The sequence below is a fragment of the Corallococcus terminator genome (assembly GCF_003611635.1).
GTDB lineage: Bacteria > Myxococcota > Myxococcia > Myxococcales > Myxococcaceae > Corallococcus > Corallococcus terminator.
The window spans coordinates 14,447-27,568 of the sequence record NZ_RAVZ01000109.1 but is presented as its reverse complement, the minus strand read 5'-3'; the positions used below and the strand labels follow the sequence as shown (position 1 = coordinate 27,568).

Annotated in this window: 10 protein-coding genes; 4 read left to right on the top strand and 6 right to left on the bottom strand. The window is 69.1% G+C overall.

Going from position 1 to position 13,122, the window contains the following annotated elements:
* The first annotated feature begins 996 nt into the window (after positions 1-996).
* Positions 997-1,776 (top strand): hypothetical protein, encoded by a 780-nt coding sequence (locus D7V88_RS17395; protein WP_147448761.1) that lies wholly within the window; start codon positions 997-999, stop codon positions 1,774-1,776.
* Positions 1,777-1,818: 42 nt separating this feature from the next.
* On the opposite strand, the gene D7V88_RS17390 is transcribed toward D7V88_RS17395, so the two are convergent.
* The 5 genes from D7V88_RS17390 to D7V88_RS44440 form a co-directional block, all read right to left on the bottom strand.
* Entirely contained in the window at positions 1,819-3,684 is a 1,866-nt protein-coding gene (locus tag D7V88_RS17390) for an SBBP repeat-containing protein (RefSeq protein ID WP_120541765.1), read from the bottom strand.
* Positions 3,685-3,819: 135 nt separating this feature from the next.
* Positions 3,820-4,545, bottom strand: a complete 726-nt coding sequence (locus D7V88_RS17385) for a hypothetical protein (RefSeq protein ID WP_120541764.1) — start codon at positions 4,543-4,545, stop codon at positions 3,820-3,822.
* A 72-nt stretch (positions 4,546-4,617) separates the two neighbouring features.
* Positions 4,618-5,322 carry a response regulator transcription factor gene (locus tag D7V88_RS17380; RefSeq protein ID WP_120541763.1) on the bottom strand — a complete coding sequence of 235 codons (705 nt, stop codon included), beginning with the start codon at positions 5,320-5,322 and terminating at the stop codon, positions 4,618-4,620.
* Positions 5,319-7,169: a sensor histidine kinase gene (locus D7V88_RS17375; RefSeq protein ID WP_120541762.1), complete on the bottom strand. Its 1,851-nt coding sequence runs from the start codon at positions 7,167-7,169 to the stop codon at positions 5,319-5,321. Before D7V88_RS17375 ends, D7V88_RS17380 begins: the two co-directional genes overlap by 4 nt.
* A 12-nt stretch (positions 7,170-7,181) precedes the next feature.
* Complete coding sequence (locus D7V88_RS44440) at positions 7,182-9,434, bottom strand: YfbK domain-containing protein (RefSeq protein WP_120541761.1); 2,253 nt, start codon at positions 9,432-9,434, stop codon at positions 7,182-7,184.
* 200 nt (positions 9,435-9,634) lie between these two features.
* On the opposite strand from D7V88_RS44440, the gene D7V88_RS17365 reads away from it, so the two are divergent.
* The 3 genes from D7V88_RS17365 (at position 9,635) to D7V88_RS17355 (ending at position 12,558) form a co-directional block, all read left to right on the top strand.
* Positions 9,635-11,254 (top strand): NADP-dependent glyceraldehyde-3-phosphate dehydrogenase, encoded by a 1,620-nt coding sequence (locus tag D7V88_RS17365; RefSeq protein ID WP_120541760.1) that lies wholly within the window; start codon positions 9,635-9,637, stop codon positions 11,252-11,254.
* 106 nt (positions 11,255-11,360) lie between these two features.
* Complete coding sequence (locus D7V88_RS17360) at positions 11,361-11,858, top strand: 6-pyruvoyl trahydropterin synthase family protein (RefSeq protein ID WP_120541759.1); 498 nt, start codon at positions 11,361-11,363, stop codon at positions 11,856-11,858.
* Entirely contained in the window at positions 11,851-12,558 is a 708-nt protein-coding gene (locus D7V88_RS17355; protein WP_120541758.1) for an SDR family oxidoreductase, read from the top strand. Before D7V88_RS17360 ends, D7V88_RS17355 begins: the two co-directional genes overlap by 8 nt.
* Positions 12,559-12,562: 4 nt before the next feature.
* Here the strand turns inward: D7V88_RS17355 and queD are convergent, their stop codons facing one another.
* Entirely contained in the window at positions 12,563-12,946 is a 384-nt protein-coding gene (queD, locus tag D7V88_RS17350; RefSeq protein WP_120541757.1) for a 6-carboxytetrahydropterin synthase QueD, read from the bottom strand.
* Between the last annotated feature and the right edge of the window lie 176 nt (positions 12,947-13,122).

The window sequence follows — 13,122 nt, the reverse complement described above, 5'->3', positions numbered from 1 at the left end:
TCCCCATCCCCATCGCCCTCCTCGCCCGAGCCTCCGCTACCCAATCAGAGACGTCTGACATGGACTTGAGGACCCACCGTCTTCGCCGCTCTGGCGATCCGGCGCGGCCCGTGGCTTCAGGTGGCGTGAACCTGTCCGACAGTCGGACAGGTTCGGCGCGAAGAGTGCCCGGCGGATGCCTCCGTCCATGGACCCGTCCAGGCGTCCGAGCCAGCGCGATGCCGCGGCCCACGGCCGCGCTCCGCAAGGCGCGCGTCCTTGAGGAGCCCTTCGGATCGTGGAATTGGGTCACGATTTCTGGCGACCTGCTCAGCGGGTGCCACCGGCTTTCATGCGGGGGCTGACGGAAAGGGTCCTCCGCTTCGGCTAACGTCCCGTCGCGCCGTGACCCAGAGCGCCCCGGGGCCCGACCCTGATGATGATCCTCCCGCGCGTCCACCCGAGTCACGGGACGGCACCCTGTATGTCCAGGGAGCCGAGGACGATGTCGCCGAGCCGCGGTCTTCGCGCGGTGGCCACGTGTCCACGGTGCTTACTGCGTTGCTGGTGGCGGTGGGGCTCGCGCTGCCGGGCGTCGCGGTCTTCCTGAGGCGTCCGACCGCGAAGGTGGAGTCCGTCATCGTGCCGGGAGAACCGGTGGGGGGCGCGGCGCGTCCGGGTGCGACTGTCGTGGTCGGAGACTCTCGCCTGGACCTGGCTCCCGCGAGCGCTTCATCGACGGAGGGCGCGGCAGGGACAGGCGCACCTTCCGTGACGTCGGAGCAGGGCACACGTCTGGGCCAGGCCTTCGCGAATGCTGCATCGCCGCGTGGGACCGCACGTTCGGTCGAGCCTTCCTCGTTGATGGAGACGGAGGCGCGCCTGGAGTCGGTTCCCTCGCGTGTCTCATCAACGGGGGCGACATCGCGCCGTGTCGAAGCCCTACCGGTGGGTGCGGTAGCGCGTCCGTCCCCGTCCCCACTGGACGGCGCCCTGGCCCGTGTGGAGCCCCGGCCCGTGACACCGGGACGGCCGCCGCTGTCTTCCCAATCCGTCCAGAGCGAGCGGCTGCGCGCCGTCATGGAAGACACGACCCGTCCTCCTGAAGAACGGTCCGAGGCTGCGCTGACGTTGCTCGATGCCCACGCGAACCGGGAGCGCTGGCGTTCGCTGGCGAGGGACGCCGAGCGCATCTCCCAGTTGGACCTGCCCCGCCACCTGCAACGACTTCCGGCCGAACAGGCCGCCTGGTTGCGGATCCACGCCGCCCGGAACCTGGAGCAGTGGGACACGGTCCTGGGCCTCGGCCCCACCTTCCGCCAGACGTATCCGGGCAGCGCCCTGGTGCCCGCGGTCGATGCCATCGTGCGGAGCACCCTCACCCTTCGTGCCGACGCGGAGGACGGCCATCGGATGATGCAGGAGGAGCTTCGTGCGGAAGAAGACCGGGCCACGCGGGACATCACCCGGCTCGAAGCACTGGGACGGCCTGACACCGAGGCCCGCCGGAGGCTGGACTACCAGCGCTGTCGCCTCCCCGCGGAGAAGCGGTTCCACGCGGAGGCCCTCGCGCCCTGCCGTGCCTTCCTCGCGGCCTGGTCCGTGGCGACCACCCCGGCGGAACTCGGTGAGTATCGGGATGTTCGGGGCCTGGAGATCAAGGCCCTCGTCGGCCTGCGCCGCTACACCGAGGCCCGCGAGCACCTCGCCGCGTTCCTCGCCTCCGACCCCGAGGGCGAACCGCGAACCCGGGCCCGCGCCGTCGTCCAGGGTATCCCCGCCGAAGCGGAGGAGTGACAGCGCGGCGCCCCGTGCGCCGCGCTGCCCCTTGCCCGCGCCTCAGGGGGCCGCGAGCTTCGTCACGAACGCGTCGGAGGTCCCCACCAGCGTGTTGCCGCCGAAGTTCCCGTCCGTATAGCCCCCCAGGTAGAGATTACCGTTGGACTCCCGGTTCACGCCATTGCTGTAGACGGAGGCCTGCCCTCCCGCGGGCGACACCGCCGGGTTCTGCTGGACCACCCACAGCCGGTTGCCCGCCGTGTCGAACTTCGCGACGTAGTTGTGCCCCTTCACGAACGTGGCGTTGGCGATGTTGCCCACGTCGCCCTGCGCGCCGCCGCTCACGTAGATGCCCGTCGTGTCGATGAAGATGCCCGACGCCCAGATGCCATTCGCCGCGCTGAACTCCCGGGTCCACAGCCGGTTGCCGGAAGGGTCGTACTTGGCCAGGTAGACATCACCGCCCGGGGTGGGGTTCGGGTTCCCATCCAGACCGCCGCCGCTTTGGCCCGTCAGATAGACATTGCCCGCCGCATCCGTCGCCGAGCCATACAGCCAGACGTTGTTGCCCGAGGACCCGAGCTGCCGGGTCCACTGCTTCACGCCAGCGCTGTCGTACTTGATGACGAAGGCGTCCTGCGCGCCCACCCGGGTGTTACCGTCCAGTCCTCCGTAGGTCCAACCGGAGACATAGACATTGCCGGCCGCGTCGGTGGCCGCCCGCCGTCCCACCGTGTTCTGGCTGGCCGCGCCCATCTGCCGGGTCCACAGCTTGATGCCCGCGGCGTCGTACTTCGTCACGAAGACATCCTGGGGGCCGGTGCGGGTGTTGCCATCCATGCCGCCCAGCGTCGTGCCCACGACGAAGGCATTGTCCGCAGTGTCGACCGCGACGTCATAGCCCTCCGTGGAGGTCCCTGCCACGCCGAGCAGCCGGGTCCACTGGCGGACGCCGGTGTAGCGGTACTTCGTCACGAACGCATCCCGGGCACCGACCTTGGGCGTGCCGTCCATCGCTCCGTCCGTGAAGCCGGCCACGTAGATCTCCTCCCACGTCCGGTTCGTCGCGATGCCGTAGCCCAGTGTGACGCTGTCCGGTACGCCAAGCTGGAGCGACCAGATGTTGTCGCCGTTCCAGTCGCGCGCGTGGAGGAATGCATCCATCCCGCCAATCATCGGGCTGCCGGCCAGTCCGCCCGTCGTGAAGCCCGTGATGTACGAACGTCCCGCCGGGTCTCCCACGAGGTCATGCACGCGCACGGGCGTGGACACCGCCCCGGAGGTGCGCGTCCACAGGGCCGTGACGGGGTTGGTGATGCCGTCGTTCACGCAGGTGATCAACTCCAACCGGTTGAGGGAGATGACGACCACCCCCGCACGGGTGTCGTTGTCGTCCGTCACGTGCAGGCGGTACTGGCTGTAGGACGCGGGCGCGGCCAGCGTGAACTCCCGCCGCTCGAACCCGCCCCAGCCCGTCTGGTTCGTGCGCGTATCCAGCACCACCCAGGAAGAGCCGTTCCAGCCCTGGAACGTCCAGTCCTTGGGCGCGCGAGTGGTGAGGCTGGGGCCGTTGGCGAACGCGAGGGCATAGCGGTGGACCGCGGCGGTGCCGGCGGGCACCTGGTAGGCAAGCCATGCCGGCGTCTGGTTCAGCGCGGAGATCCACAGCGAGCCATTGTTCGCGTCGAACGCCTGCCAGGCCTCGTACGAGGAGTTGTAGACCCCCGAGCGCGTCACGGCGCCCGTTGGCGTCGTGGGGCCCGTCATCGCCGGCAACACCGAGGAACAGGTGATGGCCTGGGCGGTGGTCTGGAGGTCCTCTTGCGCTCCGGTGTCTGGGGCGTCCGGACCCTGGCAGCCGGGCAGGGACGTGAGGACGAGCGCGCTCGCCAGGAAGGTGCTGCGGACAGCGGGAAAGGCTTTCACGGTGACTCCTCGGGAGTCGTGCGAAGGGCGCACGAAGTCCCGGAGGAGTACCGGCACACCCCGGTGTGAGCGGGCGTTATGTGACGAAACCGCCCGGGCGCGGGACGAAGGCGCCGGGCGGAGGGATGGCTGGGATTAGCGGGTCGCTTCGGCCATGCACGTGGCGTACGCGTCGGCCGGCTCGCACAGGCTGCCGAGGTTCTTCGTGAGCTCCTTCGTCAGCGCGGCCTTCTTCGCCTTGAAGGTCTTCGTCTGGCAGGACGTGACGGCCGACTGCTGCTTCCTGTTGCACATGGAGTCAGGGGCCCAGGCGTTCTTCTGCACGACGCACTCATTGACGAACTGCTTCAGGCCCGGCGCCTTGGCGACGGCCGGGGTGACATGGGTGTCGAAACACGCCTGCACCTTCTTGGCGACCTCCGCGTCGACGCTGCCCTTGCCCACCTTCTTGCAGAGGGCCGTCTGCTGCTCCTGCACCTTCTGCTGCGCGGTCATGAGCTGGCTGATGGAGCACTGGCCCGCGGCGGCGGACTGGGGCTGGGACAACGCCTTCCAGCCGGTCATGTGGGTGACGGCGCAGTTCTGGATGAACAGCGAGCGCACGTTGGCGGTGGCGCCCGAGGCCTCCAGGGCCTTCCACGCGGGACCACAGACCGCGTCATTCTTCTTGCCCGCGCCCTCCCGCCAGTTCTCCGTGTACATGATGACGCAGTCGTTGCTGATCAGCGCCTCCGCGTTGTCCAACTGGCCTGCCTTGGCCACCGCGTCGAACGCCGTGGCGCAGTCCTGCTTCTGGGCCTGACCCTGGAGGGGGATGAGGGTGATCAGCGCGACAACGAGTGCTCCCGTGGATTTCAGCATGTCTTCGTGCCTTCCGTGTGTTCGTGCGGTCCATCCGCCGGCCCGGGCAGGCTAGGCACGCTACCCCAGGGCTCAGGGGCTCTTCTCCACCTCCATCCGATAGCCGACACCGCGCACGGTCTGGATGGAGAAGCGCGAGGTGGGGCTCCACTGGAGCTTTCGCTTCAGGCTGGAGACGAAGTTATCCACCGTGTGCGGATCCACCACCACGTCCGTGCCCCAGACGGCATCCAGGATTTCGTCCCGCCGCAGGGCCCGTTCGCGCTCGCGCAAGAAGAAGACCAGCAGGTCGAACTCCTTGCGTGTCAGTTCCACCTCCGCGCCCTCCGGCGTCACCACCCGGCGCCGGTCCAGGTCCACGCTGTGGCCCGCGAAGCGCAGCAGCTTCGCCGGCACGCCACCCGCGCGCTTCACTTGTGCGCCCACGCGCGCCAGCAGTTCGCGCAGCCGGTAGGGCTTGCCCAGGTAGTCCTGCGCGCCCACCTCGAAGCCCCGCACCACGTCCTCCTCCAGCGTGCGCGCGGTGAGCATCAGCACCGGCACACTGGAGCCCTCCTCGCGCAACGCACGGCACAGCGCATAGCCGTCGCCGTCCGGCAGCATCACGTCCAGCAGGATGAGCTGGAAGTCGCGGCGGGCCAGATGCTCGCGCGCCTCCCGCACCGTGGCGGCCTCTTCCACCGCGTAGCCTCCCTGGTGCTCCAGGTTGTCGCGCAGCGCGAGCCGCAGGTTCGGGTCGTCCTCCACGACGAGCAGGGTGGGGGCGGCGGTGCTCATGCGGTGCTCCGGGGCCGTGCGCTGGAGGGCGTTTCAGGAAGGGTCAATTCGAACGTGGTGCCTTCGTCGCTGGAGGCCGCCACGCGCAGCGTGCCCCCATGCAGGCGGGCGATGCGGCGGCACAGCGCGAGCCCCAGTCCGCTGCCGGGCACCTCGCGGCCGCTCCTGCCGGACAGCCGATGGAACTCGCCGAAGACGCGCTCCCACTCCGCTTCCGGGATGCCGGTGCCGTTGTCCGTGAAGTGCACCCGTCCTCCGGGCAGCGTCGCCACGTGCAGGCGCACGGGGCTGCGGGTGTTGTACGCGCAGGCATTGCGCGCCAGGTTCGCCAGCAGCAGCCGCAAGAGCTGGGCGTCCGCGTTCAGCTCGCGCGCGTCCACGTCCGCCGTCAGCTCCACCGGCACCGGCGTTCCTGACTCCAGGTCCCGGCGCAGGCCGGACACCAGCTCATCCAGCCGCACCGGCGCGAGCCGGGGCACCCAGCGCCCTTTGTCGATGCGGTTGAAGGACAGCAGGTTCTCCACCAGGAAGCCCAGCCCATCCGCCTCGTGGATGATGCGCGCGGGGTAGTCCTTCGCGTCCGCGCCTTCCGCCAGACGCCACTCCAGCGTCTCCGCGAGCAGACGGATGGAGGCCAGCGGCGTGCGCAGCTCGTGCGACACCGTGGCCACGAAGTCGCTCTTCAGCTCCAGGAAGCGGTACTTGCGGTGCTGCGCCACGAAGGCCAGCGCCGCGATGGTGAGCGCCAGAGCCGCGCACAGCACCAGCATCAGCGACTTGAGCCGGTAGCGGTTCTCCAGCGCCGCCTCGCCCTTCGTCCACGCGGAGGACTCCACCGCCACCGGCAGCGACGCGAGCACTCGCACTTGCGCGTCCCCCGGCAGGGACACCCGGCCATCCGGCTCCAGGAGGCCCCGCTCGCGCATCTCGCGGGTGAGTCCCTCCATCAGTCCTGGCAGGTTCAGCGCCAGGCCCTGGGCGCCGCGTGGCGGGTGCGGCTCCAGGTACCAGCCCGTCCGCGTCAGCAGCGGTTCCGGGACGGACGCGGGCAGCTCCAGCGGCGTGGCGGTCAGTTCCCGGGCCCGCGCCTCGAAATCCGCCACCGGTACGCCCACGCGCAGGGAGAGCGCCGCCACCCGTCCGCGCAGGAAGTCGAAGTCCTCTGGCGTGAAGCGCGAGCGCTTGAGCAGCAGCAACCGCTGCAAGCCCTCCAGCCGGCCTCCGCCCTGCCCATCCAGGAGCCCCTCGCGTACCAGCCCCCGCATCAGGTCGGGCACCAAGTCGCCCCTGGCCGCCACGTCCTCCAGCACCACCAGCAGCGACGGCAGGTCGCGCGTGGACGCCAGCACGAAGCGGGTCCGGTGCTGCAAGAGCGCCATCACCGCCAGCAGGGTGGCCTTCGGGTCCTTCGCCGCCAGGGCCCGCTCCACCGCCTGCATCTGCTCCAGGCGTTCTCGCCACGGTCCTTCGTCCTCGTCCGCGAGCTCCTGTCCCGCACGCAGCCGCGCGTAGCGGTCCTTCGCGGGCGAGTCCCCGGCGGTATCCAAGAGGGCCAGCCGGGGCAGCAGTTGTTCCTCCTGTTCGCGCAGGTACAAGCCCTGAGCGGCCACCAGAGGATCCGTCTTGGCGGCCTCCAGCGTGGGACGCGCCGACTCCAGCCCTTCGCGCAGCGCCTGCCCCAGGGAGACGCGGGCGTACTGCTCCAGGACCTCGCGCCGGGATTGGAGCGAGGCCCGCGCATCCTCGCGTTCGGCGGCGAAGATGCGCTGGAGGTAGCCCAGGCCGACCCCGAGCCCGGCGAGGCCGAGCACGAGGGCAGCGAGGGTGGGCAGCAGCCTGCGGAGCATTCGGGCGAGGCCTTACTTGATGGTGGGGATGCGGTCGGCGTCCATGGTGCGCACCGGCGCGAAGTATTCGAAGCGGTCCGTGCGGCGGTCCAGCTTCCGCGCCTCGCGGATGAGCGTCCCCAGCTCCGCCACGTCCTCCCGGTCCTTCAAGGGCGTGCCCAGCTCCTCCCACAGCGACACGAGCGCATCGTAGGTGAGCGGGCGCGCCCAGTAGGAGCCGCGCAGCTTCTCCGCGAAGGCGGCCGCGACGTAGGACAGGCGTGTGGGAGGGGCGGTCTGCTCAAAGGCGGGGCGCATGAGGGAAGAGGGCATGTCCTTCTCGATGAGGCGCGAATCGCCGCCCTCGGGCTGCTTGTAGCGGATGCGCAGCGTGCCGAAGGTGGGCCGGGACGCTTCGCGCAGCTTCACCTCGTAGAGGGCGGTGACGGCGTGGCCCGCGCCCACCTCGCCCGCATCCACGCTGTCGTCGGAGAACTGCTGCCGGGTGAGCAGGCGGTTCTCGTAGCCGATGAGGCGGTAGCGGGACACCGTCTTGCGGTCGAACTCCACCTGGAGCTTCACGTCCTTGGCCACCACCTGGAGCGTGCCGCTCAGGTTCTGCACGAAGATGCGGCGGGCCTCGTCCAGCGCGTCCACATAGGCGTAGTTGCCTTCGCCCACCTGCGCCAGCCGCTCCATCAGCGCGTCGTTGTAGTTGCCCATGCCGAAGCCCACCGCGGACAGGGTGATGCCCGCCGCCGCGCGCTCCTTCACCCGAGCCCAGAGGCCGTCCGGGTCGGTGATGCCGCTGTTGGCCACGCCGTCCGAGCACAGGATGATGCGGTTGATGCCGCCCTTCTGGAGGTGGTTCGCGGCCAGGGCGTAGCCCATTTCGAGGCCCGCCTGCGCGTTGGTGGAGCCCTCCGTGGAGAGCCCGTCGATGGCGGCGCGCAGCAGGGACTTCTGCGTGGCATGGGTGGGCCCGAGCACCAGCCGCGCCTCGCTGCCGTAGGCGACGATGGACACCTGGTCCCGCTCATCCAGCGCATTCACGAGCAGGTGCAGCGCCCGCTTCACCAGCCCCAGCCGGCTCTCCAGGTTCATGGACCCGGACACGTCGATGACGAACACCAGATGGCTGGGTTTGCGCTGGGCGTGGGTCACCTCACGCGCCTTCACTCCGATGTGCACCACGTGGTAGCCCTTGCGCGCGGGGGACGGAAAGCCCTCCACGTTCACGCTGAAGGCGGCGTCCGGCGCGGCCGGGTAGCCGTAGTCGAAGCTGTTGACGAACTCCTCCACGCGCACCGCCTGCTCATCCGGCAGCGAGCCGCGCTGGAGGTAGGCCCGCGTCAGCGTGTACGAGGCCGTGTCCGTGTCCACGGAGAAGGTGGAGAAGCGCTCCTCCTCGGTGTCCACCGTGGGATTCACCCCGTGGCCCTTGAAGTACATGTCGAAGAAGCGCTTCCCCATCGGGGCCACGGTGCGCTCCGGTGGAGTGACGCTCACGGTGTCGTGGCCCAGGGACACCGGTCCCCGGGGGACCTCGGGTGCGCGGAACACCGTCCGTGGGGTGCCGTCCGGGACGACGATGTGCATGTACGGCAGGGCCCAGGCCGGAGCACGCTGCCGGTCGTTCCTGCTGCTGCCGTCGCTGCTGATGTAATCATGCGTGCTCAGGCCATCCGTCACGTAGCCCCCCTCGGTGAGGCCCTGCGTGCCCGAGCCATGGAGGGAGACGCCGTACGAATCGGACGCGGAGCCCGGCGGGAGTTCGGCCAGGGATTCGAAGCTGCGTGAAGCGCCGCCACTGCCCCTGGGGCGGTTCACGGCGATGCGCTTGATGAACTCCTGGTCCACGTTCACGCCGGTGTTCGTGGAGCCCACGTCCACGGTGGGCGGAGCGCCGATGACGTTGACCGTACTGATGAAGGTGTCGGGCACCAGCTCGACGTTCACCCGGAGGGTGCGATTCGCCTTGAGCTGGATGTCCACCCGCGCATGGGGCTTGTACGTCTCCTTCTCGAAGCGCAGCGTGTAGACGCCCGGGGGGAGCTGGGGGATGCGGTAGTTTCCCTGCGCATCCGTGACGACGATCTGTTCGCGCTGCAGCGTGCTGGCGGTGGCGGTGATGACGACATCCGCCACGGGTGTCTTCGCATCGATGTCGCTGATGGTGCCGATGATGACTCCCGTGCCCACGGCGCCAGCGTCGGGCTGGGCCAGCACGGGCATGGCGAACAGCAGCAGGAGTGCGGACAGGGGACTGCGAAGGAGGGACGTCATCGTGGGCCACCTCGGTGCATCAGGGTGGAGCCATCATCCCGATGCACCCCGCATCGAACCGCACGGGAGGCTCGTCTCCTCATCATGGTTTCATCATGACGGGAACGCGGGCCCCGGCGCGAGCGTCCAGCGCCCACACCCACATCGGTCCGCGAGGGATTTGGTGCCGCAGGCGGGGAGCTTCGTTAGAAAGGGCGCCCATGACGACGGCACTCGACGACCTGTTCCCCACCGACGCGCAGATTCCTCCCGGTGTACGGCTTCCCGCCTATCTGGAGCAGCGCGAGTACCTGGTGGGAGGCGAGCTGCGCACCTGGGCGGGCGAGCTCAACCCCGTGCAGAGCCCCGTGTTCCTCCGCACGCCCGAAGGGCTCCAGCAGAAGGTGATTGGCGCGACGCCGCTGCTCACCTCGCGCGAGTCCCTGGCCGCGCTCGCGGCGGCGGTGAAGGCCTATGACCTGGGTCGGGGCGTGTGGCCCACCCTGAAGGTGGCCCAGCGCATCGAGCACGTGGAGCGCTTCCTTGTCGCGATGCACGCCCAGCGCACGGCGGTCGTGAACCTGCTGATGTGGGAGATTGGCAAGACGCAGCCGGATTCGGAGAAGGAGTTCGACCGCACCGTCGACCTGATTGTCGAAACCATCCGCGCGCTGAAGGAGTTGGATCACACCTCGTCCCGCTTCGTGCAGGAGCAGGGCATCATGGCGCAGATCCGCCGGGGCCCGGTGGGCGTGGCGCTGTGCATGGGCCCGTACAACTACCCGCTCAACGAGACCTTCAGCACGCTCTTCCCCGCGCTGCTGATGGGCAACACGGTGGTATTCAAGCCAGCGAAGTTCGGCGTGCTGTTGGTGCGCCCGCTGCTGGAGGCCTTCCGCGACTGCTTCCCGCCCGGCGTCATCAACATCATCTACGGCCGGGGCCGGGAGACGGTGGGCGCGCTGATGGAGAGCGGGCAGGTGGACCTGTTCGCCTTCATCGGTACCAACAAGGGCGCCAGCGAGCTGAAGCGGATGCACCCCCGGCCGCACCGGCTCAAGGCGGTGCTGGGATTGGACGCGAAGAACCCGGCCATCATCCTGGAGGACGCGGACCTGGATAACGCCGTGAAGGAGTGCATCACCGGCACGCTGTCCTTCAACGGCCAGCGGTGCACGGCGCTCAAGCTGCTGGTGGTGCACCGGAGCATCGTGGACGCGTTCCTCGCGAAGTTCACGGCCGCGGTGGACAAGCTCAAGCCCGGCATGCCCTGGGACCCGGGCGTCGCCGTCACGCCGCTGCCTGAACCGGGCAAGGCGGCGTACCTCCAGGGGCTGGTGGACGACGCCGTGTCCAAGGGCGCCCGCGTGGTGAACACGACAGGCGGCCAGTCGTCGCGGTCGTTCTACGCGCCCACGGTGGTGTACCCGGTGACGAAGGGGATGCGGCTTGCCCACGAGGAGCAGTTCGGCCCGGTGGTCCCGGTGATGGTGTTCGACGACGACGCGGAGGCGGTCCGGCTGGTGGTGGAGTCTCAGTTCGGCCAGCAGCTCAGCCTGTTCGGGAAGGACTCGGCGCGCATCGGCCGGTTCATCGACGCGTTCTCCAACCAGGTGGGCCGCATCAACCTCAACTGCCAGTGCCAGCGGGGGCCGGACACGTTCCCGTTCAACGGCCGCAAGGACTCCGCGGAAGGCACCCTGTCGGTCGCGGACGCGCTCCGGGTGTTCTCCATCCGGACGCTGGTGGCGACGAAGACGACGCCCGACAACACCACCCTGGTCCAGTCCATCCTCACCCGTCGTGAGTCGGACTTCCTGACCACCGACTTCCTCTTCTAGTCCTCCTGGAAACGGAGGGCAGGGGAGCAGGTGGCGGAGGGTGAACGGAGGCGGCCAGGAGGGTTCCGCTCCCTCCGTTCTTGGTGCTAAGCCCTCCGCCATCCCCATGGCGCGCACAACGACCATCGAGCTGCACAAGGAAGAGATGAAGTTCTCCGCGGGGCACTTCACCATCTTCTCCGCCACGCACCGAGAGAACCTGCATGGGCACAACTTCACCGTCTACGTCGCGTTGACGGGCGAGGTGTCCGAGGACGGCCTGCTCGCGGACTACGGCCCGCTGAAGCAGTCCGTCATCACGCGCTGCAAGGCCTGGAATGAGACCTTCTTCCTGCCTGGCCGCTCGCGGCACCTGCGCCTGGAGAAGGACGCGCAGGGCAATTACAAAGCGTACTTCAACGGCGAGGAGCTGCACTTCCTCGCGCGCGACGTGACGGTGCTGCCCGCGGCCAACGTGACGCTGGAGGAGCTGGCGCGCGTCTTCGGCGAGGAACTGGTGGGCGACGGCGCGGCGATGGCGCGCGACCGCATCACGCACCTGTTGGTGAAATGCGCTTCAGGCCCCGGACAGTGGGCCACCTGGGAGTGGGGACAGCGTGGCTGACTGGGCCCTCATCACCGGCGCCAGCCGGGGCATCGGACGGGCGACCGCGGAGCGCTTCCAACAGGAAGGCTGGCGCGTGATGAACGTGTCGCGCAACCCGTGCACCGTGCCGGGCGTCGTGAACATCGAAGTGGACCTCGCCGTCCCGGGCTGGGAGGCGAAGCTCGCCCCCGCACTGCGAGACGGCCCCGGCGTGGGGCAGGGCCGCCTCTGCGTTGTGCACAACGCCGCCGCCTATGAACACGACGATGCGCTGACGATGGACGCGGACCACCTGCGGCGCGTGCTGGAGGTCAACATCGTCGCCCCCCTGGTGCTCAACCGGGTGGTCCGGCCCCTTCTCACGGAGGGCTCCTCGCTGCTCTACGTGGGGTCCACGCTGGCGGAGAAGGCCGTGAAGGGCGCGGCGTCCTACGTGACGACGAAGCATGCGCTCGTAGGAATGATGCGTGCCACCTGCCAGGATCTCGCTGGGACGCGGATCCACACTGCCTGCGTCTGTCCTGGGTTCACGAACACGGAAATGCTCCGCGCGCATCTGGGCTCGGACGCCGCGGCGCTCGCGATGGTGGAGGGGAAGACGACGTTCGGGCGGCTCATCGCGCCCGAGGAGATCGCGGACGTCCTCTTCACCTGTGCCACCACCCCCGTCCTGAATGGCGCGCTCCTCCACGCCAACCAGGGACAGGTGGAGACCTGACGCGTCAGTCCTCCTTGGGAAAGACCGTGCACGAGGACGTGCAGGTCTCCGCGACGCGGACGCGAGCGATGCGCGTGCCCGCGGGGACCTGGAGCTGCTCGAAGACCCACGCGGCCAGCAGCTCGCTCGTGGGGTTTTCCAGTCCGGGCACGTCGTTGAGCAGCCGGTGGTCCAACTGGGCGTGGAGTGGCTGCCACGCGGCATTCATCTCCGCGAAATCGACGATCCAGCCGAGCTGCGGGTGGAGCGGACCCTGGAGGGTGATTTCGATGCGGTAGCTGTGACCGTGCACGCGGGAGCACTTGTGCCCCTCGGGTACGTGGGGCAGGCGGTGCGCGGCCTCGAAGGTGTATTCCTTCGAAATTTCGGTGATGAGGGTCTTCTTCAAGGTACGGCCTCCATGCGGCGGCCTTGTACCTTCGATATCCCCCTCCGTCCATCCGCCCCGTCAGGAGGGCCCGGACGCCTGGCGGCTGTCGCTGTCCTGTGTCGGGGGCGCCGCTCGGGTTCCGACCGACGCGGAGATTCCCTGGAATCAGATGCTTGTTGTGTCGCCGCCCTTCC